At 50.9% G+C, this 21,876-nt stretch carries 25 protein-coding genes, 1 tRNA gene, 2 pseudogenes and 4 other annotated features; of the genes and pseudogenes, 17 read left to right on the top strand and 11 right to left on the bottom strand.

Features of this window, described 5'->3' with window-relative positions; genetic code table 11:
• Positions 1-140: 140 nt before the first annotated feature.
• On the bottom strand, positions 141-1,880 hold the full coding sequence (gene fhiA, locus SF0278; protein NP_706229.1) for a flagellar biosynthetic protein FlhA: 1,740 nt from the start codon (positions 1,878-1,880) through the stop codon (positions 141-143).
• Here fhiA and mbhA point away from each other — a divergent pair.
• The 7 genes and pseudogenes from mbhA to SF0284 all read left to right on the top strand — a co-directional run bounded on the left by mbhA (position 1,825) and on the right by SF0284 (position 6,909).
• Positions 1,825-2,610 carry a hypothetical protein gene (gene mbhA, locus SF0277; RefSeq protein NP_706230.2) on the top strand — a complete coding sequence of 262 codons (786 nt, stop codon included), beginning with the start codon at positions 1,825-1,827 and terminating at the stop codon, positions 2,608-2,610. The genes fhiA and mbhA overlap by 56 nt on opposite strands.
• A 70-nt stretch (positions 2,611-2,680) precedes the next feature.
• Positions 2,681-3,736 carry a DNA polymerase IV gene (gene dinP, locus SF0279; protein ID NP_706231.1) on the top strand — a complete coding sequence of 352 codons (1,056 nt, stop codon included), beginning with the start codon at positions 2,681-2,683 and terminating at the stop codon, positions 3,734-3,736.
• Positions 3,737-3,787: 51 nt separating this feature from the next.
• On the top strand, positions 3,788-4,081 hold the full coding sequence (gene yafN, locus SF0280; protein ID NP_706232.1) for an antitoxin of the YafO-YafN toxin-antitoxin system: 294 nt from the start codon (positions 3,788-3,790) through the stop codon (positions 4,079-4,081).
• A gap of 2 nt (positions 4,082-4,083) precedes the next feature.
• Positions 4,084-4,482, top strand: a complete 399-nt coding sequence (gene yafO / locus SF0281) for a toxin YafO (protein ID NP_706233.1) — start codon at positions 4,084-4,086, stop codon at positions 4,480-4,482.
• Positions 4,483-4,491: 9 nt separating this feature from the next.
• Positions 4,492-4,944, top strand: a complete 453-nt coding sequence (gene yafP, locus SF0282) for an acyltransferase (RefSeq protein ID NP_706234.1) — start codon at positions 4,492-4,494, stop codon at positions 4,942-4,944.
• Positions 4,945-5,189: 245 nt separating this feature from the next.
• Positions 5,190-6,233 (top strand): hypothetical protein, encoded by a 1,044-nt coding sequence (locus SF0283; RefSeq protein ID NP_706235.2) that lies wholly within the window; start codon positions 5,190-5,192, stop codon positions 6,231-6,233.
• A 61-nt stretch (positions 6,234-6,294) separates the two neighbouring features.
• A pseudogene (locus SF0284) lies at positions 6,295-6,909 on the top strand.
• A gap of 56 nt (positions 6,910-6,965) precedes the next feature.
• Here the strand turns inward: SF0284 and pepD are convergent.
• Positions 6,966-8,423: an aminoacyl-histidine dipeptidase gene (gene pepD / locus SF0285; protein ID NP_706237.1), complete on the bottom strand. Its 1,458-nt coding sequence runs from the start codon at positions 8,421-8,423 to the stop codon at positions 6,966-6,968.
• A 261-nt stretch (positions 8,424-8,684) separates the two neighbouring features.
• On the opposite strand from pepD, the gene gpt reads away from it, so the two are divergent.
• The 3 genes from gpt to crl all read left to right on the top strand — a co-directional run bounded on the left by gpt (position 8,685) and on the right by crl (position 10,938).
• Positions 8,685-9,143: a xanthine-guanine phosphoribosyltransferase gene (gene gpt, locus SF0286; protein NP_706238.1), complete on the top strand. Its 459-nt coding sequence runs from the start codon at positions 8,685-8,687 to the stop codon at positions 9,141-9,143.
• Between the two features lie 91 nt (positions 9,144-9,234).
• On the top strand, positions 9,235-10,479 hold the full coding sequence (gene frsA / locus SF0287) for a fermentation/respiration switch protein (protein NP_706239.1): 1,245 nt from the start codon (positions 9,235-9,237) through the stop codon (positions 10,477-10,479).
• 57 nt (positions 10,480-10,536) lie between these two features.
• Complete coding sequence (gene crl, locus SF0288; protein NP_706240.1) at positions 10,537-10,938, top strand: DNA-binding transcriptional regulator Crl; 402 nt, start codon at positions 10,537-10,539, stop codon at positions 10,936-10,938.
• 38 nt (positions 10,939-10,976) lie between these two features.
• Here the strand turns inward: crl and phoE are convergent, their stop codons facing one another.
• Entirely contained in the window at positions 10,977-12,032 is a 1,056-nt protein-coding gene (gene phoE / locus SF0289) for an outer membrane phosphoporin protein E (RefSeq protein NP_706241.2), read from the bottom strand.
• A 120-nt stretch (positions 12,033-12,152) separates the two neighbouring features.
• Positions 12,153-12,920, top strand: a mobile genetic element.
• Here phoE and insA point away from each other — a divergent pair.
• The 5 genes from insA to SF4443 all read left to right on the top strand — a co-directional run bounded on the left by insA (position 12,208) and on the right by SF4443 (position 15,654).
• A complete protein-coding gene (gene insA / locus SF0290) occupies positions 12,208-12,483 on the top strand; it encodes an insertion element IS1 protein InsA (RefSeq protein NP_706242.1) in 276 nt (91 codons plus the stop codon). It overlaps the preceding feature by 276 nt.
• Positions 12,510-12,905 (top strand): insertion element IS1 protein InsB, encoded by a 396-nt coding sequence (gene insB, locus SF0291; RefSeq protein ID NP_706243.1) that lies wholly within the window; start codon positions 12,510-12,512, stop codon positions 12,903-12,905. It lies within the feature at positions 12,153-12,920.
• Positions 12,921-13,095: 175 nt before the next feature.
• Positions 13,096-14,199 carry a gamma-glutamyl kinase gene (proB, locus tag SF0292; RefSeq protein ID NP_706244.2) on the top strand — a complete coding sequence of 368 codons (1,104 nt, stop codon included), beginning with the start codon at positions 13,096-13,098 and terminating at the stop codon, positions 14,197-14,199.
• An 11-nt stretch (positions 14,200-14,210) separates the two neighbouring features.
• Positions 14,211-15,464: a gamma-glutamyl phosphate reductase gene (gene proA, locus SF0293; RefSeq protein NP_706245.1), complete on the top strand. Its 1,254-nt coding sequence runs from the start codon at positions 14,211-14,213 to the stop codon at positions 15,462-15,464.
• A gap of 114 nt (positions 15,465-15,578) precedes the next feature.
• A tRNA-Thr gene (locus SF4443) sits at positions 15,579-15,654 on the top strand.
• Between the two features lie 14 nt (positions 15,655-15,668).
• Here SF4443 and SF0294 read toward each other — a convergent pair.
• The 8 genes and pseudogenes from SF0294 to SF0301 form a co-directional block, all read right to left on the bottom strand.
• Complete coding sequence (locus SF0294) at positions 15,669-16,133, bottom strand: phage integrase (RefSeq protein ID NP_706246.1); 465 nt, start codon at positions 16,131-16,133, stop codon at positions 15,669-15,671.
• Positions 16,118-17,380, bottom strand: a mobile genetic element. (Overlaps the previous gene by 16 nt.)
• Complete coding sequence (locus tag SF0295; RefSeq protein ID NP_706247.1) at positions 16,160-16,978, bottom strand: insertion sequence element IS600 protein; 819 nt, start codon at positions 16,976-16,978, stop codon at positions 16,160-16,162. Its footprint overlaps the feature before it by 819 nt.
• Complete coding sequence (locus SF0296; RefSeq protein ID NP_706248.1) at positions 17,014-17,316, bottom strand: insertion sequence element IS600 transposase; 303 nt, start codon at positions 17,314-17,316, stop codon at positions 17,014-17,016. (Lies within the feature at positions 16,118-17,380.)
• Positions 17,373-18,098 (bottom strand): phage integrase, encoded by a 726-nt coding sequence (locus tag SF0297; protein ID NP_706249.1) that lies wholly within the window; start codon positions 18,096-18,098, stop codon positions 17,373-17,375.
• Before the next feature lie 226 nt (positions 18,099-18,324).
• Positions 18,325-18,630, bottom strand: coding sequence for a hypothetical protein (gene yfdT / locus SF0298; RefSeq protein NP_706250.1), 306 nt, complete (start codon positions 18,628-18,630; stop codon positions 18,325-18,327).
• The gene (locus SF0299) at positions 18,630-19,007 is read right to left on the bottom strand and encodes a bacteriophage protein (protein ID NP_706251.1); all 378 of its coding nucleotides are present in this window, start codon (positions 19,005-19,007) and stop codon (positions 18,630-18,632) included. The genes yfdT and SF0299 overlap by 1 nt, the downstream gene beginning before the upstream one ends.
• Positions 18,931-20,236 (bottom strand) — a mobile genetic element. It overlaps the preceding gene by 77 nt.
• A pseudogene (locus SF0300) lies at positions 18,973-19,856 on the bottom strand. (Overlaps the previous feature by 884 nt.) Before SF0300 ends, SF0299 begins: the two are co-directional and overlap by 35 nt.
• Entirely contained in the window at positions 19,856-20,182 is a 327-nt protein-coding gene (locus SF0301) for an insertion sequence element IS629 protein (protein ID NP_706253.1), read from the bottom strand. Its footprint lies within the feature at positions 18,931-20,236. The pseudogene SF0300 and the gene SF0301 overlap by 1 nt, the downstream one beginning before the upstream one ends.
• A 124-nt stretch (positions 20,237-20,360) precedes the next feature.
• Positions 20,361-21,624, top strand: a mobile genetic element.
• On the opposite strand from SF0301, the gene SF0302 reads away from it, so the two are divergent.
• Positions 20,425-20,727 carry an insertion sequence element IS600 transposase gene (locus SF0302; protein ID NP_706254.1) on the top strand — a complete coding sequence of 101 codons (303 nt, stop codon included), beginning with the start codon at positions 20,425-20,427 and terminating at the stop codon, positions 20,725-20,727. It overlaps the preceding feature by 303 nt.
• Positions 20,763-21,581 (top strand): insertion sequence element IS600 protein, encoded by an 819-nt coding sequence (locus SF0303; protein NP_706255.1) that lies wholly within the window; start codon positions 20,763-20,765, stop codon positions 21,579-21,581. Its footprint lies within the feature at positions 20,361-21,624.
• Positions 21,625-21,876: the final 252 nt, after the last annotated feature.

Consider the following 21,876-nt stretch of genomic DNA (forward strand, 5'->3'; position numbering starts at 1 on the left):
TCACGCCGCATCCGGCAGTTATGCGCAGATGCCTGATGCGACGCTGGCGCGTCTTATCATGCCTAAAAACTTGTGCCTGAACGGTAGGCCGGATAAGGCGTTTACGCCGCATCCGGCAATTGTGCACCGATGCCGGATTCTTACATCAACGCCCCCATAATCTTCAACTCCAGCTCATCCGGCACTTCGTTATACGACAGCACATGCAGCCCCGGCGCAAACAACCTTGCATAACGCGGCAGCAAAGGGCGTAGCTGCGGCGGCACCAGCAGCACCGGATCTTTCCCCGCCGCTTTCATCTGCTCTTTCACCTGTGGCATCGTGCTCTGGAACTGGTTGAGCATATTCGGGTCAACCGGCACGCTGTCGAGCATCACTTTGCCGGCCTGTTGCGCCTGATTCACTACGTTGGTCAGCAGATTTTCCAGCTCATTATTCAGCGTATACACCGTCAGCTCCTGCTTGCGAACGAACGGATGAGTAATGCTGCGCCGCAGCGCCAGGCGCACATCGGCCGCCAGCAGAATATGATCTTTAGTCACCGTGCTACTGGCGACCAGCACGGTGGCGATGGTGACGATATCGCGCAGGGAAACGCCTTCGGTCAGCAGCGCCCGGTACACTTTCAGCAATTGGCTGTAATTGAGCGCCGCGCTTAAATCCTCCGCCAGGCGCGGTGCCATCGACGACAAACGGTTATGCAACTGCGTGATGTCATCATAGTTAAACAAATCAGGAATATAGCTGCGCACAATCTTGTTCACATGGGTGGCAATCACACTGGCGCTGTCGATCACCTGATACCCCATATTCAGAGCCTTCGCTTTCTGCGCAGGCTGGATCCAGGTGACCGGTATCCCGTACGCCGGGTCGTTCCCCAGCACGCCGTCAATCTCGCCGTAGGTTTCGCTGGAGGGCAGCGCCATCAGTTTATCCGCCGGAATATCCGCTTCATCAGCCTCAATGCCGTTGATGAAAATAGCGTACTGGCTGGGCTTGAGGCGGAAGTTTTCCCGAATGCGGATCTCCGGCAGCAGCACGCCGTTACCGTCGGAAATCACCTGCCGAACGCCGCGAATCCGCTGGGTGAGCGGGTTGCCCTGCGCTTTGTCCACCAGCGCCACCAGCTTGTAGCCGAGGCTTAAGCTGATGGGCTCGATCAGCGGAATAGTTTCCCAACTGACCTGTTGTTCGCTGGTTTCAGTGATGGTGCGGGTCAGCGTTTCGAGGCTTTTCTCTTCCGCCTCCGCCGCCTGCGGGCGTTTGCTCATCCGCCAGCCGGTAAAGCCAAGCAGGGCGCTGAACAGCAAAAACGGCAGATGCGGCATCCCCGGCACCACCGCCAGCACGAACATGATCCCGGTGGCGGTGTAGAGCACCGACGGGCTTGCCAGCAACTGGTGGCGCACGTCATGGGCGATATCGCCGTTGTCGCTGACGCGGGTGACGATAATCGCCGCCGCGGTGGAGAGCAGCAGGGAAGGGATCTGCGCCACCAGGCCGTCGCCGATGGTCATCAGCACGTATTGCTGGAAGGCGGCGTCGGCGCTCAGGTTGTATTTGAAGATGCCGATACAGACGCCGCCGCTCAGGTTGATCGCCAGAATCATCATCCCGGCGATGGCGTCTCCGCGTACAAACTTCGATGCCCCGTCCATCGCGCCGTAGAAATCGGCCTCGCTGGCAACATCTTTACGCCGGGTTTGCGCCTGCGCCTGGTTGATCAATCCGGCGTTAAGATCGGCGTCAATCGCCATCTGTTTGCCGGGCATCGCGTCCAGGGTAAAGCGGGCAGAAACCTCGGAAATACGCTCGGCCTCTTTGGTGACGACGATAAAGTTGATTGTCAACAGCGTCAGTAAATCCGAGCGTGAAAGCATTATCGCCGCGCTGCACGGGCAGTCGATTTTTAACGGTGGTGGGCTGTCGCCGTTAAATAAAATCAGCCCGTCTCATCCGCCAAAACCTGCCACCGTGGCGGTGCCGGAAGAGACGGAGAAAAAAGCGCGTGATGTGAATGAGAAAACGGCGCTGCTGAAGAAGAAATCCGCCACCGAGCTTGGCGAGTTGGCAACCAGTATCAACACCATTGCCCGTGATGCGCATATGGAAGCGAATCTGGAGATGGAGATTGTTCCCCAGGGATTACGCGTGCTGATTAAAGACGACCAGAATCGCAATATGTTCGAACGCGGCAGCGCGCAGATTATGCCGTTCTTTAAAACTTTGCTGGTGGAGCTCGCGCCAGTGTTCGACTCGCTCTATAACAAAATTATTATTACCGGGCATACCGATGCGATGGCCTACAAAAACAATATCTACAACAACTGGAACCTTTCGGGCGATCGCGCGCTTTCAGCTCGTCGGGTGCTGGAAGAGGCCGGAATGCCGGAAGATAAAGTGATGCAGGTAAGCGCAATGGCGGACCAGATGCTGCTGGACGCGAAGAATCCGCAAAGCGCGGGCAATCGGCGTATTGAGATTATGGTGCTGACCAAAAGTGCGTCCGATACGCTGTATCAATACTTTGGTCAGCATGGGGATAAAGTGGTGCAGCCGCTGGTGCAAAAGCTGGATAAGCAGCAGGTGCTTTCGCAGCGAATGCGCTAAATGCTGAATCTTTACGCATTTCTCAAAACCTGAAATCACTGTATACTTTACCAGTGTTGAGAGGTGAGCAATGCGTAAAATCATTCATGTGGATATGGACTGCTTTTTCGCAGCGGTGGAGATGCGCGACAATCCCGCTCTGCGCGATATCCCTATTGCTATTGGCGGCAGCCGCGAACGTCGGGGGGTGATCAGCACCGCCAATTATCCCGCGCGTAAATTTGGCGTACGTAGCGCTATGCCTACTGGGATGGCGCTCAAATTATGCCCACATCTCACCTTGCTTCCGGGGCGCTTTGACGCCTACAAAGAAGCCTCAAATCATATCCGTGAAATCTTCTCGCGCTACACCTCGCGCATTGAACCGTTGTCACTGGATGAGGCTTATCTCGATGTCACCGATAGCGTCCATTGCCACGGTTCTGCGACCCTCATCGCCCAGGAAATCCGCCAGACGATCTTCAACGAGCTGCAACTGACGGCATCTGCGGGCGTGGCACCAGTAAAGTTTCTCGCCAAAATCGCCTCCGACATGAATAAACCCAACGGTCAGTTTGTGATTACGCCGGCAGAAGTTCCGGCATTTTTACAAACCTTACCACTGGAAAAAATCCCCGGCGTCGGCAAAGTCTCGGCGGCAAAACTGGAAGCGATGGGGCTGCGGACCTGCGGTGATGTACAAAAGTGTGATCTGGTGATTCTGCTTAAACGCTTTGGCAAATTTGGCCGCATTTTGTGGGAGCGTAGTCAGGGGATTGACGAGCGCGACGTTAACAGCGAACGGTTACGAAAATCCGTCGGCGTGGAACGCACGATGGCGGAAGATATTCATCACTGGTCTGAATGTGAAGCGATTATCGAGCGGCTGTATCCGGAACTTGAACGCCGTCTGGCAAAGGTAAAACCTGATTTACTGATTGCTCGCCAGGGGGTGAAATTAAAGTTCGACGATTTTCAGCAGACCACCCAGGAGCACGTCTGGCCGCGGCTGAATAAAGCTGACTTAATCGCCACCGCGCGTAAAACCTGGGATGAACGCCGCGGCGGGCGCGGTGTGCGTCTGGTGGGGCTGCATGTGACGTTGCTTGACCCGCAAATGGAAAGACAACTGGTGCTGGGATTATGATGTATACTATTATGTATATTCTGGTGTGCATTATTATGAGGGTATCACTGTATGCATCGAATTCTCGCTGAAAAATCGGTCAATATCACTGAGTTACGTAAAAACCCAGCTAAATACTTTATTGATCAACCAGTTGCGGTTCTTTCTAATAATCGCCCCGCAGGATATCTCTTAAGTGCCAGCGCATTCGAAGCGTTAATGGACATGCTTGCTGAACAAGAGGAGAAAAAGCCCATAAAGGCGCGCTTTCGTCCAAGTGCTGCAAGATTAGAGGAAATTACACGCCGCGCTAAACAATATCTTAATGATATGACGGATGATGATTTCAATGACTTTAAGGAATAAGGATGCGGGTATTCAAAACAAAACTTATTCGCCTGCAACTTACAGCAGAGGAACTTGATGCGTTAACGGCGGATTTTATTTCCTATAAGCGTGACGGTGTTTTGCCAGATATATTTGGTCGCGATGCACTCTACGACGACTCGTTTACCTGGCCATTAATCAAATTTGAGCGAGTTGCTCATATTCATCTGGCAAATGTGAATAATCCATTTCCGCCACAGTTGCGCCAATTCAGCAGAACGAATGACGAAGCGCATTTGGTATATTGTCAGGGTGCGTTTGATGAGCAAGCATGGTTGCTCATTGCCATTCTGAAGCCTGAACCTCATAAACTGGCTCGAGATAACAACCAAATGCATAAAATTGGAAAAATGGCAGAAGCGTTTCGCATGCGTTTTTGAATTTATATTATGAATAACATACAAATAAGAGATTATCAGCCTGGCGATTTTCAGCAACTATGCGCTATTTTCATTAGAGCGGTTACGATGACCGTCAGTCAGCATTATTCACTACAACAAATTGCCGCCTGGGCGCAGATTGACGAATCTCGCTGGAAGGAGAAACTCGCGAAATCACAAGTGCGGGTTGCAGTTATTAATGCAAAACTGGTCGGCTTTATTACCTGCGTTGAACACTATATCGATATGTTATTTGTTGACCCTGAATACACCCGCCGTGGGGTTGCCAGCGCTTTGTTAAAACCTTTTATTAAGTCTGAATCCGAACTTACGGTGGACGCAAGCATAACCGCAAAACCCTTTTTTGAACGTTATGGTTTTCAGACAGTTAAGCAGCAGCGCGTTGAATGCCGGGGAGCGTGGTTTATTAATTTTTATATGCGTTATAAACCGCAACATTAAATCCAGCTTGCAATGAAAATAACGCCCGCCTAGTATGTGCGCGTTTTCTTATTCCACAAACTGCAAGGAGGTAAATCATGACAAATCCTTTATCAATGACTCTTTGCAGACCTTTCCAGGATTAATTCTTTTTTTCTTGCCCTGGATTCGTCTGCCATTTCCTGATTTTTTAATTGTTACTCTCAATAATTCAAGTCGCAGCACATGCAACTTGAAGTATGACGAGTCTATTTACGGAATGGTATATGGGCAATTATATTCGTCCCTTATCCGATGCGGTATTTACCATCGCATCTGATGACCTGTGGATCGAGAGTTTAGCGATCCAACAATTACACACCACGGCAAATTTACCCAACATGCAGCGCGTAGTGGGGATGCCAGATTTACACCCCGGACGCGGCTACCCGATTGGCGCAGCGTTCTTCTCCGCAGGCCGTTTTTACCCAGCACTGGTCGGCAATGATATCGGCTGTGGCATGGCGCTATGGCAAACAGATATTCTCGCTCGCAAATACAACGCCGATAAGTTTGAAAAGCGATTATCAGCTTTGGATGACGTTGCTGAAGAAAGCTGGCTGGAGGAAAACCTGCCGTCAGCATTTGCACAGCATCCGTGGCGCAGCTCGCTTGGCTCTATCGGTGGTGGCAATCATTTCGCTGAACTGCAACAAGTTGATCAAATCATCAACGCTGAACTGTTTGCACTGGCAGGTCTGGATGCGCAGCATCTGCAACTGCTGGTTCATAGCGGCTCGAGGGGGCTAGGGCAGTCTATTTTACAGCGGCATATTGCCTCGTTTTCGCATCATGGTTTGCCTGAAGGCAGTGACGACGCGCTGGCGTTTGCGCGTTTTAATCGCCACCTGATCGCTTTGCGCATAATGCAACAGGTTAAGGCCACCGGAAGTCCGGTTCTGGATGTGGCGCATAACTTTGTTAGCGCGTGTCGAATCGGTGATCAACAAGGGGTCTTACATCGTAAAGGTGCCACGCCTGATGACTGTGGTCTGGTGGTTATTCCCGGTTCACGCGGTGATTACTCCAGGCTGGTTCAGCCCGTCAGGAGTGAGGAAACATTGCATTCGCTGGCGCATGGGGCTGGGCGTAAATGGGGGCGCACCGAGTGTAAAGGGCGTCTGGCAGCGAAATACACAGCGACGCAACTCTCGCGTACTGAACTTGGCAGTCGGGTAATTTGTCGCGATAAACAACTCATCTTCGAAGAAGCGCCACAAGCCTATAAATCGGCTGAAAGTGTGGTGCAATGTCAGGGCAGGCCGGATTAATTATTCCTGTCGCGCGGCTGCGTCCGGTGCTAACGCTCAAAAACAGTGGAGGGAAAAAAGGATGATCTTGCTATAACTCTCCTCAGCGCAGGGGCCGGAAGAATGTTGTCTCGCAGTGAAAAAGGCGCTGGACAGGCTAATTAAAGAAGCTGCCCGACAAGACGTCGCGGTAACGGTGCTGGAAACAGAAACAGGCCGCTACTCTGACACGCTGCGTTCGGCGCTGATTTCTCTGGATGGCGACAACGCATGGGCGTTAAGCGAAAGCTGGTGTGGCACTATTCAGTGGATTTGCCCGAGCCCGTATCGCCCACATCACGGGCGTAAAAACTGGTTTCTGGGCATTGGGCGTTTTACCGCTGATGAGCAGGAGCAATCCGATGCGATCCGGTATGAGACGCTGCGTTCGTCGGGGCCGGGCGGTCAACATGTCAATAAAACCGACTCGGCGGTACGCGCCACGCATTTGGCATCCGGTATTAGCGTGAAGGTTCAGTCAGAGCGCAGCCAGCATGCTAACAAACGGCTGGCGCGATTGCTGATTGCCTGGAAGCTGGATCAGCAGCAATAGGAAAATAGCGCGGTGCTGAAATCACAGCGGCGAATGTTCCATCACCAGATTGAACGTGGCAACCCGCGACGAACGTTTACAGGGATGGCTTTTATCGAAGGATAATGAAGGATGAAACTGCCGGAAGGCGATTAAACGCCATCCGGCAGCAAATCAAATAATTACTTCGCCGGAATTTCTTTCAGCAGTTCAGTCAGCAGTGTCCAGTAATGACCTACGCTTTCGATGTGAACTTGCTCATCCGGAGAGTGTGGACCGGTGATAGTTGGCCCGATAGAAACCATGTCCATTTCCGGATACGGTTTTTTGAACAGACCACATTCCAGGCCCGCGTGGATAATCTGGATGTTCGGCGTCTTGTTGAACAGGCGCTGATAGGTTTCACGTACCAGATGCATCACCGGAGAATTAGCGTCCGGCTGCCAGCCAGGATATGCGCCTTTCGCTTCGGTTTTCGCGCCAGCCAGTTTACCCAGCGAATCCAGCATGCTCACCACGTAGTCTTTACCGCTGTCGATTAGTGAACGGATCAGGCAGTGAATTTCTACGTTATTGTCAGTCATGGTCACCACACCGACGTTCAGGGAGGTTTCGACCACACCTTTTGCCACGTCGGAATTGCGGATCACACCGTTCGGGGTGGCGTTCAGCAGACGAATAAAGGTATCGCGAGATTTCGCAATCAGGGCAGCTTTATCGTTCGCTACAGAGTCCAGCAACAAGGCCAGATTTTTCTCTTTCTCTGCCAGCTCGTTTTTCAGGATCTCCTGATAGGTATTCACCAGAGATTTCAGTGCGTCGACTTTATCAGCTGCGACAGCAATGGTCGCAAAGGCTTCACGCGGGATGGCGTTACGCAGTGTGCCGCCGTTGAAATCGATAAGGCGCAGGTCCAGTTCTTCTGCATGACCCGCCAGGAAGCGCACCAGCAGTTTGTTGGCATTACCCAGGCCAACGTGGATTTCACCGCCGGAGTGACCGCCTTTCAGACCTTTTAAGGTTAACTTGAAGGTTTCAAAACCAGCTGGAACCGCTTCACGATCTAAATGCAGGTTGGAGGTGAAGTCGATACCCCCCGCACAACCCATGTAGATTTCACCTTCTTCTTCGGAGTCGGTGTTAATCAGAATATCAGCCTGCAACCAGTTGCTCTGTAAGCCGAACGCACCGTCCATACCGGCTTCTTCGGTCATGGTCAGCAGCACTTCCAGCGGGCCGTGAACCACGTTTTCGTCAGCCAGAACCGCCAGTGCAGAGGCCATACCAATGCCGTTATCCGCACCCAGCGTGGTGCCGCGCGCTTTAACCCATTCGCCATCAATATAAGGCTGGATAGGATCTTTCGTGAAGTCATGCACGGTGTCGTTATTTTTCTGCGGCACCATATCGAGGTGGGCCTGTAAGACGACCGGTTTACGATTTTCCATACCTGCGGTAGCAGGTTGACGAATCAGGATATTACCTACCTGATCGCGTTCGACATGGAAACCTTTCTCTTTTGCCCAACCAACAATGTATTCAGCGAGTTGCTCTTCATGATAGGACGGGTGAGGAATAGAACAGATTTTGGCAAAAATATCCCACAGCGGCTGTGGAGATAATTGAGACAGTTCAGACACGTTAAGTCTCCTTGTCGATCACCCGCAAAACAGTATTGCAGGTCACAGGGTTAGCAGAAAATGTTGTCAACACAAGACAGGCTTGCGAGATATGTATTGAGAATACCACTTTATCCCGCGTCAGGGAGAGGCAGTGCGTAAAAAGACGCGGACTCATGTGAAATACTGGTTTTTAGTGCGCCAGATCTCTATAATCTCGCGCAACCTATTTTCCCCTCGAACACTTTTTAAGCCGTAGATAAACAGGCTGGGACACTTCACATGAGCGAAAAATACATCGTCACCTGGGACATGTTGCAGATCCATGCACGTAAACTCGCAAGCCGACTGATGCCTTCTGAACAATGGAAAGGCATTATTGCCGTAAGCCGTGGCGGTCTGGTACCGGGGGCGTTACTGGCGCGTGAACTGGGTATTCGTCATGTCGATACCGTTTGTATTTCCAGCTACGATCACGACAACCAGCGCGAGCTTAAAGTGCTGAAACGCGCAGAAGGCGATGGCGAAGGCTTCATCGTTATTGATGACCTGGTGGATACCGGTGGTACTGCTGTTGCGATTCGTGAAATGTATCCAAAAGCGCACTTTGTCACCATCTTCGCAAAACCGGCTGGTCGTCCGCTGGTTGATGACTATGTTGTTGATATCCCGCAAGATACCTGGATCGAACAGCCGTGGGATATGGGCGTCGTATTCGTCCCGCCAATCTCCGGTCGCTAATCTTTTCAACGCCTGGCATTGCCGGGCGTTGTTCTTTTTAACTTCAGGCAGGTTACAATAGTTTCCAGTAAGTATTCTGGAGGCTGCATCCATGACACAGGCAAACCTGAGCGAAACCCTGTTCAAACCCCGCTTTAAACATCCTGAAACCTCGACGCTAGTCCGCCGCTTTAATCACGGCGCACAACCGCCTGTGCAGTCGGCTCTTGATGGTAAAACCATCCCTCACTGGTATCGCATGATTAACCGTCTGATGTGGATCTGGCGCGGTATTGACCCACGTGAAATCCTCGACGTCCAGGCACGTATTGTGATGAGCGATGCTGAACGTACCGACGATGATTTATACGATACCGTGATTGGCTACCGTGGTGGCAACTGGATTTATGAGTGGGCCACCCAGGCGATGGTGTGGCAACAAAAAGCCTGTACGGAAGAAGATCCGCAACTCAGTGGTCGACACTGGCTGCATGCGGCTACGTTGTACAACATTGCCGCCTATCCTCATCTGAAAGGAGATGACCTGGCCGAGCAAGCGCAGGCTTTATCAAACCGCGCCTATGAAGAGGCCGCCCAGCGTCTGCCGGGCACGATGCGGCAGATGGAGTTTACCGTACCCGGCGGTGCGCCCATCACCGGCTTTTTGCATATGCCGAAAGGCGATGGCCCGTTCCCGACAGTATTAATGTGTGGTGGTCTGGATGCGATGCAGACGGACTATTACAGCCTGTATGAACGTTATTTTGCGCCGCGCGGCATTGCGATGCTGACTATTGATATGCCGTCGGTGGGCTTTTCTTCAAAATGGAAGCTCACCCAGGACTCCAGCCTGTTGCATCAGCACGTCTTAAAGGCGCTGCCTAACGTACCGTGGGTGGATCACACTCGCGTCGCGGCCTTTGGTTTCCGTTTCGGCGCTAACGTTGCCGTGCGTCTGGCATACCTTGAATCGCCGCGTCTGAAAGCGGTTGCCTGTCTTGGTCCGGTAGTTCATACCCTGTTGAGTGATTTTAAGTGCCAGCAACAGGTGCCGGAAATGTATCTTGACGTTCTGGCGAGTCGTTTGGGGATGCATGATGCTTCCGACGAAGCGTTACGCGTGGAGCTGAATCGCTATTCATTAAAAGTGCAAGGATTGCTGGGGCGTCGCTGCCCAACGCCAATGTTATCAGGCTACTGGAAGAACGATCCGTTCAGCCCGGAAGAGGACTCACGCTTAATCACCTCATCATCTGCTGACGGTAAATTATTAGAGATCCCATTTAACCCGGTGTATCGGAATTTTGACAAAGGTCTTCAGGAAATCACCGGCTGGATCGAAAAACGCTTGTGTTAAAAATTTGCTAAATTTTGCCAATTTGGTAAAACAGTTGCATCACAACAGGAGATAGCAATGACGTTACCGAGTGGACACCCGAAGAGCAGATTGATCAAAAAATTTACCGCACTAGGCCCGTATATTCGTGAAGGTAAGTGCGAAGATAATCGATTCTTTTTCGATTGTCTGGCTGTATGCGTCAACGTGAAACCGGCACCGGAAGTGCGTGAATTCTGGGGCTGGTGGATGGAGCTGGAAGCGCAGGAATCCCGTTTTACCTACAGCTACCAGTTTGGTCTGTTCGATAAAGCAGGCGACTGGAAGAGTGTTCCGGTAAAAGATACTGAAGTGGTTGAACGACTGGAGCACACCCTGCGTGAGTTTCACGAGAAGCTGCGTGAACTGCTGACGACGCTGAATCTGAAGCTGGAACCGGCGAATGATTTTCGTGATGAACCGGTGAAGTTAACGGCGTGAGTGAAATGTGCCGGATGCATCACATCCGGCAATATTCATTAAAACTGATACGTCATCCCAACCGCGACAGTATCATCATTATTAATATTCAGCTTATTATCGCTATCCAGTTGGTTGATTTTATAATCAACAAACGCTGACATATTTTTGTTGAAATAATACGTAGCACCGACGTCGATATAATTGACCAGATCTTCATCACCGATGCCCTCAATATCTTTCCCTTTCGATAAGACATAACCCAGCGATGGACGCAGACCAAAGTCAAACTGGTATTGAGCGACCGCTTCAAAGTTCTGTGTCTTATTGGCAAAGCCGCCAGTTATTGGCGTCATTTTGCGTGTTTCAGAATAGAAAGTTGCCAGATAAATATTATTGGCATCGTATTTCAGACCTGTTGCCCATGCTTCTGCACGCTTGCCTGTGCCACGGCTTTGCAGGTTCTGCTCGTTGGTGCGATCTGAGTTGGTATAGGCCCCACTAATGGCGAAATCGCTGCCGCCAAAGTCATATGTCAATGACGTGCCGAAGCCATCGCCGTTTTGCTTTTTAACGTCGCGGTTTTCGTTTTTCCCTTGATATTGCAGGGTTAAGTTCAGGCCATCGATAACGCCGAAGAAGTCGGTGTTCCGATACGTCGCCAGACCGCTGGCGCGTTTGGTCATAAAGTTGTCGGTCTGCGCCGAGGAATCGCCACCAAATTCCGGGAACATATCGGTCCAGGCTTCCACGTCATACAACGCGCCCAGGTTACGACCATAATCGAAAGAACCCAAATCTTTATATTTCAACCCGGCAAAAGCGAGACGCGTTTTTTGCTGTGCAGTATCACTCTCCGCTTTATTTCCGGCAAACTCCGCTTCCCACCGACCATAACCAGTCAGTTGATCGTTAATTTGAGTTTCACCTTTAAAACCAAAACGGATATAACTCTGGTCGCCATCTTTACTGGCGTTATCACTCATATAATGCATGGCTTTAACTTTGCCATAGACATCCAGTTTATTACCGTCTTTATTATATATTTCTGCAGCCTGTACAGATGCAGATGCCACAATGCCCATCACCACTAATGCCAGAGTGCTCTTTTTCATTTTCATTCCTGATTTTAATTAACGCGCGAATATTCAGCGGGAGAGCCCCGTTGAAAACAGGAAAGTTTTTAACCTGAGATTGTTAAAGATATATTACAGATTAATGATATTCTGAAAATGGGTAATGCTGCCAACTTACTGATTTAGTGTATGATGGTGATTTTAAGGTGCTTGCGTGGCTTCCATTTCCATCAGATGTCCTTCCTGCTCCGCTACTGAAGGCGTGGTGCGTAACGGCAAAAGCACTGCCGGACATCAGCGCTATCTCTGCTCTCATTGCCGTAAAACATGGCAACTACAGTTCACTTACACCGTCTCTCAGCCCGGTACGCACCAGAAAATCATTGATATGGCCATGAATGGCGTCGGATGTCGCGCCAGTGCACGCATTATGGGCGTTGGCCTCAACACGGTTTTACGTCACTTAAAAAACTCAGGCCGCAGTCGGTAACCTCGCGCATACAACCGGGCAGTGATGTGATTGTCTGCGCTGAAATGGACGAACATTGGGGCTACGTCGGTGCTAAATCACGTCAGCGCTGGCTGTTTTACGCGTATGACAGGATACGGAGGACGGTTGTGGCGCACGTCTTCGGTGAACGCACTCTGGCCACACTGGAGCGTCTTCTGAGCCTGCTGTCGGCCTTTGAGGTCGTGGTATGGATGACGGATGGCTGGCCGCTGTATGAATCACGCCTGAAGGGAAAGCTGCACGTTATCAGCAAGCGTTACACTCAGCGCATTGAGCGACATAATCTGAATCTGAGACAACATCTGGCAAGGCTGGGACGGAAGTCACTGTCGTTCTCAAAATCGGTGGAGCTGCATGACAAGGTCATCGGGCATTATCTGAACATAAAACACTATCAGTAAGTTGGAGTCATTACCTGAAAATGTGGTAATTTATTAAATCTGTAATAAAAGCGTAAACAACTGCCGCTACGCTTGCTGATCCCGCGCAACAAAACGCCATGCTTTGCTCGCAGATGGTTGGCAACCGACGACAGTCCTGCTAAAACGTTCGTTTGATATCATTTTTCCTAAAATTGAATGGCAGAGAATCATGAGTGACAGCCAGACGCTGGTGGTAAAACTCGGCACCAGTGTGCTAACAGGCGGATCGCGCCGTCTGAACCGTGCCCATATCGTTGAACTTGTTCGCCAGTGCGCGCAGTTACATGCCGCCGGGCATCGGATTGTTATTGTGACGTCGGGCGCGATCGCCGCCGGACGTGAGCACCTGGGTTACCCGGAACTGCCAGCGACTATCGCCTCGAAACAACTGCTGGCGGCGGTAGGGCAGAGTCGACTGATTCAACTGTGGGAACAGCTGTTTTCGATTTATGGCATTCACGTCGGGCAAATGCTGCTGACCCGTGCTGATATGGAAGACCGTGAACGCTTCCTGAACGCCCGCGACACCCTGCGTGCGTTGCTCGATAACAATATCGTTCCGGTAATCAATGAGAACGATGCTGTCGCTACGGCAGAGATTAAGGTCGGCGATAACGATAACCTTTCTGCGCTGGCGGCGATTCTGGCGGGTGCCGATAAACTGTTGCTGCTGACCGATCAAAAAGGTTTGTATACCGCTGATCCGCGCAGAAATCCGCAGGCAGAACTGATTAAAGATGTTTACGGCATTGATGACGCACTGCGCGCGATTGCCGGTGACAGCGTTTCAGGCCTCGGAACTGGCGGCATGAGTACTAAATTGCAGGCCGCTGACGTGGCTTGCCGTGCGGGTATCGACACCATTATTGCCGCGGGCAGCAAGCCGGGCGTTATTGGTGATGTGATGGAAGGCATTTCCGTCGGTACGCTGTTCCATGCCCAGGCGACTCCGCTTGAAAACCGTAAACGCTGGATTTTCGGTGCGCCGCCGGCGGGTGAAATCACGGTAGATGAAGGGGCAACTGCCGCCATTCTGGAACGCGGCAGCTCCCTGTTGCCGAAAGGCATTAAAAGCGTGACTGGCAATTTCTCGCGTGGTGAAGTCATCCGCATTTGCAACCTCGAAGGTCGCGATATCGCCCACGGTGTCAGTCGTTACAACAGCGATGCATTACGCCGTATTGCCGGACACCACTCGCAAGAAATTGATGCAATACTGGGATATGAATACGGCCCGGTTGCCGTTCACCGTGATGACATGATTACCCGTTAAGGAGCTGGCCGATGCTGGAACAAATGGGCATTGCCGCGAAGCAAGCCTCGTATAAATTAGCGCAACTCTCCAGCCGCGAAAAAAATCGCGTGCTGGAAAAAATCGCCGATGAACTGGAAGCACAAAGCGAAATCATCCTCAACGCTAACGCCCAGGATGTTGCTGACGCGCGAGCCAATGGCCTTAGCGAAGCGATGCTTGACCGTCTGGCACTGACGCCCGCACGGCTGAAAGGCATTGCCGACGATGTACGTCAGGTGTGCAACCTCGCCGATCCGGTGGGGCAGGTAATCGATGGCGGCGTACTGGACAGCGGCCTGCGTCTTGAGCGTCGTCGCGTACCGCTGGGGGTTATTGGCGTGATTTATGAAGCGCGCCCGAACGTGACGGTTGATGTCGCTTCGCTGTGCCTGAAAACCGGTAATGCGGTGATCCTGCGTGGTGGTAAAGAAACCTGTCGCACTAACGCGGCAACGGTGGCGGTGATTCAGGACGCCCTGAAATCCTGTGGCTTACCGGCGGGTGCCGTGCAGGCGATTGATAATCCTGACCGTGCGCTGGTCAGTGAAATGCTGCGTATGGATAAATACATCGACATGCTGATCCCGCGTGGTGGCGCTGGTTTGCATAAACTGTGCCGTGAACAGTCGACAATCCCGGTGATCACAGGTGGTATAGGCGTATGCCATATTTACGTTGATGAAAGTGCAGAGATCGCTGAAGCATTAAAAGTGATCGTCAACGCGAAAACTCAGCGTCCGAGCACATGTAATACGGTTGAAACGTTGCTGGTGAATAAAAACATCGCCGATAGCTTCCTGCCCGCATTAAGCAAACAAATGGCGGAAAGCGGCGTGACATTACACGCAGATGCAGCTGCGCTGACACAGTTGCAGGCAGGCCCTGCGAAGGTGGTGGCGGTTAAAGCCGAAGAGTATGACGATGAGTTTCTGTCATTAGATTTGAACGTCAAAATCGTCAGCGATCTTGACGATGCCATCGCCCATATTCGTGAACACGGCACACAACACTCCGATGCGATCCTGACCCGCGATATGCGCAACGCCCAGCGTTTTGTTAACGAAGTGGATTCGTCCGCTGTTTACGTTAACGCCTCTACGCGTTTTACCGACGGCGGCCAGTTTGGTCTGGGTGCGGAAGTGGCGGTAAGCACACAAAAACTCCACGCGCGTGGCCCAATGGGGCTGGAAGCACTGACCACTTACAAGTGGATCGGCATTGGTGATTACACCATTCGTGCGTAAATAAAACCGGGTGATGCAAAAGTAGCCATTTGATTCACAAGGCCATTGACGCATCGCCCGGTTAGTTTTAACCTTGTCCACCGTGATTCACGTTCGTGAACATGTCCTTTCAGGGCCGATATAGCTCAGTTGGTAGAGCAGCGCATTCGTAATGCGAAGGTCGTAGGTTCGACTCCTATTATCGGCACCATTTAAATCAATAAGTTACACATCATTAGTACCTTCCTTATTTCTTGACTGGGACAAATTTGGGACCGATGGGTTCAGAATCAAGTCTATTTGCCGTGCGTGTTCGGTAAGGTGATTAGGTGCGAGGTGAGCATATCGACGAACCATTTCGATAGACTCCCAGCCTCCCATTTCCTGTAACACTGATAACGGGACTCCGGCTTGAACCAGCCAACTTGCCCAGGTGTGTCTCAAGTCGTGAAATCTGAAATCATCAATACCAGCCCGTCTCAGCGCCGCTTTCCAGGCTGTGTTTGCGTCATACCGCATCTTCCTTACTGTTGGCGCTTTCGTTCCGTCTGGTTTGGTACAGCTTTCCTTGTACACAAATACCCAACGGTGATGATTTCCGATTTGTTTTTTCAATACGCGACATGCAGTATCATTCAGCGCAACGCCAATTGCGCGGTTTGATTTACTCTCTTTGAGGTGTACTGGCAATAGCGGACACTACCATTTGTTCTTTTTTAAGCAGCCATCTGATGATATTTTTCCCTGAAGGCTGCCGGGGAGATATTCCCCAGACGAGAGTGACGACGCTGACGATTGTAGAAAATCTCAATGTATTCCCGTATTACTGAGATGGCTTCATCCCGGTTATTAAAACGATAGTGGCTCAGGCTCTCATTTTTCAGCGTTCCCCAGAAGCTTTCCATCGGAGCGTTGTCGTAACAGTTACCTTTACGCGACATTGATGTTTTCAGACCAGACTGCTCCTGTATGACCCGGTAATCGTATGCGCAGTACTGTGAACCTCGATCAGAGTGGTGGATTAGCCCGGCAGGTGGGCGCTGGCTCCTGAGCGCCATAAACAGGGCTTTACCTGTCAGCTCTTTTGTCATGCGCTCTCCCATGGCGTAGCCGACAATTTCGCACGTATAAACATCTTTGATGCCAGCGAGGTACAACCATCCCTCCTGTGTGGCAACATACGTCAGGTCCGCCACCCAGACCTGATTTGGTGCTGTAGGAGCGAACGTCTGGTTCAGCAGATTTGGCGCAACTGGCAGATTGTGGTTCGGGTTCGTAGTCGCTCTGAACTTGCGTTTCTGCTTACAGCGTAGCCTTAGCTCCTTACGAAGACGTGCCAGTCGGTCACGACCAACGATGATGCCATTCTCTGCCAGCTCCGTCTGGAGCCGCCGGGTTCCATATGTTTCGCGAGTGCGGATATGTGCCACCTTAATCTCCAGTTTTAGCCGCTCATCACTTTGTTTTCTGTCTGAGGGTTCATGCTGTACCCAGTTGTAATAACCGCTCCTGGATACACCAAATACCTGACACATCGCTTCAATGGGAAATTGTTGTCGCCATTGTTCGATTAACGCGTATTTTTCAGCGACTCCTGTGCAAAATACGCTGTTGCTTTTTTTAATATATCTCGCTCAAGGCGAGCTTCATTTAACGCCTTACGCAGTTGCAGAATTTCAGATTCCAGTTCAGCCACCGTGCGGGAACCAGGAGTACCGAGCCCTTTTCTGGCGGCGGTAACCCATTGTCCTAAAGTGCCTTCAGGAAGGGATAATCGGGAAGCGCCTTCACTGATCGAAAGTTGATTTTCAAGAACCGTTCTGACAGCTTCGGCTTTGAACTCTTTAGAGTAACGTTGGGTTTTTCTGCTCATTATTAGCTCCTTCTGATGCCATTCTATTTCAGGAAGGAGTGTCCGTTAAACTCAGGCTACCTCACTTCCGGGTTTATCCATGCCACCCGGCGCTGCATATTTATTTGTTGCCATTCAAGGTTGATGATGTTCGAGCGTCTTAAGCCTGTTGCCAGTGCAAATTCAACAACAGACTTTAATGGCTCCGGACATTCATCAATCAGCCTTTGTGCTTCATGGGGCTCCAGCCAGCGGATCCGTTTATTCTTTGGTTGAGGCACTTTAATAATTGGTGCCTTATCCAGCATTTTCCATTCACGCTCTGCGGCTCTTAGTAGGGCCTTTATAAATGAAAGATGCGTAGCCTTCGTTGCAACGGACGCTGGTTTTGGCGTGTATTCTGGAACAGGTTTCCCTTTTTTTCTGCATGATTCTGCCCTGAGTTTCCAGTTTTCCTCATGACGCCGGTTCGTCATTTTCTGCATTGCTGAATAAATTTTTGATTCAGTAATGTCTCTTAGTTGTATTCCTGCGAAATGTTGAAGCCAGAATCCGATCCGGCTTTTGTCATCGTCCAGTGATTTTTTATGTGCTTTCTCTTCAAGCCACCTGACACACGCTTCCTCGAACGTTATATCAGGTATTTCACCAAGTTTGCTGACCCGCCATGCTTCAGCCTTTAGCTTGTCATGGAGTTCTGTCGCCTGCCTTTTGTCCTTTGTTCCAAGAGACTGTTTAAATCTTTTACCGTTCGGCAATGTGAAACTGGCGTACCATATTTCACCTCTGCGGAAGAGTGACATTTTCTTTCCTCTGTTATGCCATCACCCGCGCTCACCTGGACAGTATGCAGCGGAGACTGAAGAGCCGCAATGCAGGCTTGTCGTGTTGTGAGGTAAGGAGATTTATTCTTAGTGGGATCTTTGCGTGTTGCCTGAAGACGCCCTGTGCGTATCCAGTTAATGGCAGTCGGTCTGGATATCTTGAGAAAATGACAGGCCTCATCGAGTGTGAGGCTGTATGGCTCCATTATTTCACCTCTTGCTGTGACATTGTTGAGAAATGGATACCAGCTCGTTGCTGCCAGACGATCCAACCGAGAGTCATATCCCATGCCATGTATTCGTTATCGCCGTTTTTTGCTCTCCGACGATCTACTAAGTCACCAAAACGCTTTTCCATGAATAATTCATAAGCTTCGCGTTCATCTGGTTCTACTTCCAGAGATAGGAGTGCGATTTCATAAGCACGGCGCTCAATATCGTCTCGCACGTCAAGGCTGCTGATACGCTCTTTAATTTCTTTAATCAGTTCTTTGTCGGTAAAAGTGGTCATTATGCTCCAGCCTCCGGTGCTTTTGGCATTACTGCCCAGTGAGTGATATTGACGTTTTCAAGGTCCCCGACCTGAAATGTCCACTGCCATTCTCCGGTTTCTTTTTGTCCCCAGGTGTACCAGAGAGAACGCCAGCCAATTAGCCAGCCTTCTCCGTTAGCATCGAATAACAAAACACTTTCATTTGCTGGTGGCAGTTCAGTTGACACTGGTATTACTTTGTTTTCCTGTGCTGCACATTTAGCTTCAAGCTCATCGAATTTACGCACCAGGTATTCAGCATCTGTTTCATTTACTTTCTGAACCGCCCCGGGTTTCCTGGAGAGTGTTTTATCTGTGAACTCAGGCTGACAGATCATCGTTTCCGATGGAAGCATAATAAGCTTTTTCTGCTTCTGCCGGAGGGATGTGGCCCAGCCTTTCCGGCAATCGTCGATTGTTATACCAGTCCACCCACGTTAGTGTGGCCAGTTCCACTTCTGCACAGTTTTTCCAGCTCTTACGGTGTATTACCTCCGCTTTGTAAAGACCATTGATGCTCTCCGCCATCGCGTTGTCATACGAGTCGCCTGTACTTCCTGTTGATGCCAGTAATCCGGCTTCCTTAAGCCGCTGTGTGTAGGCCAGCGATACATACTGAGAACCTTTATCACTGTGATGGACCGTGCCGGACGGTCGACGGGCCCATAACGCCTGCTCCAGTGCATCCAGCACGAATGTCGTTTCCATGGACGATGAGACCCGCCACCCCACGATGTATCCGGCAAACACATCAATGATGAACGCCACATAGACGAAGCCCCGCCATGTGCTGACGTAAGTAAAATCAGCCACCCACAGCTGGTCAGGTCGTTCTGCCACGAACTGACGGTTTACGCGGTCGCCTGCGGCAACGGCTTTCCGGCCGATGGTCGTACGGACCTTTTTACCCCGGAGAACACCGGCAAGTCCCATAACCGCCATGAGACGTGCCACAGTGCATCTGGCCACTCTGATACCTTCCCGTAACAACTGACGCCAGACTTTACACCGTATACCTTGTGATTTTCATCGTATACGCGCTGTATCTCTTTCTTCAGCCAGTCATCGCGCTGCGCACGGGCACTGCATTTATCCGGATGATGTCGCTGTTGCTGACAGTGGTAATACGTTGACGGGGCAATATGCAGTTCGCTGCATAGCGGTCCGCCCCCGTACTGCTCACGCAGCTTATCCAGCAGTGGCATCATTTTTTCCAGAGGCGGTCGAACTCCGCCTTCGCAAAATAAGCGGAAGCCTGGCGAAGGATATCGTTACTGCGGCGCAGTTCACGATTTTCACGCTCCGGCTCTTTCAGACGCTGACGTTCAGCGGTGGTGAGCCCTCCATCACCGCCCCCGGTATCCCGCTCATGCTGGCGACCCCAGACACGCAGAGTCTCCGGCGTACAGCCAATCTTTGGAGCAATGGAACAAATTGTCGCCCATTGTGAGTCATATTCGCCCTGACTTTCCAGAACCATACGGACTGCCCGTTGACGGACTTCGGGGGAAAAACGAGTATTTTTAGTCATCCTGTTTACCTCTTTCTCAGGAAGTTTAGTCTCCAGGATTCCCGGGGCGGTTCATAAGCGACAGTAATCGATTCTTTGTGAACATCTAACCCGACGTACAATGTGTTATTGTTGTTCATGCTGGCCTCCGTGGTGGAAATACCGGGGTGTAGCAACAGCTCACCCATGCGGCTCTGACTGAGGTAGCCTGAGTTTAACGGACACTCCTTCCTGAAATAGAATGGCATCAGAAGGAGCTAATAATGAGCAGAAAAACCCAACGTTACTCTAAAGAGTTCAAAGCCGAAGCTGTCAGAACGGTTCTTGAAAATCAACTTTCGATCAGTGAAGGCGCTTCCCGATTATCTCTTCCTGAAGGCACTTTAGGACAATGGGTTACCGCCGCCAGAAAAGGGCTCGGTACTCCTGGTTCCCGCACGCTGGCTGAACTGGAATCTGAAATTCTGCAACTGCGTAAGGCGTTAAATGAAGCTCGCCTTGAGCGAGATATATTAAAAAAAGCAACAGCGTATTTTGCACAGGAGTCGCTGAAAAATACGCGTTAATCGAACAATGGCGACAACAATTTCCCATTGAAGCGATGTGTCAGGTATTTGGTGTATCCAGGAGCGGTTATTACAACTGGGTACAGCATGAACCCTCAGACAGAAAACAAAGTGATGAGCGGCTAAAACCGGAGATTAAGGTGGCACATATCCGCACTCGCGAAACATATGGAACCCGGCGGCTCCAGACGGAGCTGGCAGAGAATGGCATCATCGTTGGTCGTGACCGACTGGCACGTCTTCGTAAGGAGCTGAGGCTACGCTGTAAGCAGAAACGCAAGTTCAGAGCGACTACGAACCCGAACCACAATCTGCCAGTTGCGCCAAATCTGCTGAACCAGACGTTCGCTCCTACAGCACCAAATCAGGTCTGGGTGGCGGACCTGACGTATGTTGCCACACAGGAGGGATGGTTGTACCTCGCTGGCATCAAAGATGTTTATACGTGCGAAATTGTCGGCTACGCCATGGGAGAGCGCATGACAAAAGAGCTGACAGGTAAAGCCCTGTTTATGGCGCTCAGGAGCCAGCGCCCACCTGCCGGGCTAATCCACCACTCTGATCGAGGTTCACAGTACTGCGCATACGATTACCGGGTCATACAGGAGCAGTTTGGTCTGAAAACATCAATGTCGCGTAAAGGTAACTGTTACGACAACGCTCCGATGGAAAGCTTCTGGGGAACGCTGAAAAATGAGAGCCTGAGCCACTATCGTTTTAATAACCGGGATGAAGCCATCTCAGTAATACGGGAATACATTGAGATTTTCTACAATCGTCAGCGTCGTCACTCTCGTCTGGGGAATATCTCCCCGGCAGCCTTCAGGGAAAAATATCATCAGATGGCTGCTTAAAAAAAGAACAAATGGTAGTGTCCGCTATTGCCAGTACACCTCAGGGTGTTTGTCCACACCAAACCTGCCTACCGAAGCGACGGAACAAAAACAGCAGCGGTAAGGAAGATGAGAACCGACAGCAACAAGGCATGGAAGGGAGCGTTAAAGCGGGCAGGCATTAGCAACTTCCGCTTCCATGACCTGAGGCATACCTGGGCAAGCTGGCTGGTTCAGTCCGGTGTCTCTCTTCTTGCGCTTAAAGAGATGGGAGGATGGGAAACTCTCGAAATGGTTCAAAGATACGCCCACCTTT

Origin of the sequence: Shigella flexneri 2a str. 301 (assembly GCF_000006925.2) — a bacterium.
Classification (GTDB): domain Bacteria; phylum Pseudomonadota; class Gammaproteobacteria; order Enterobacterales; family Enterobacteriaceae; genus ECMA0423.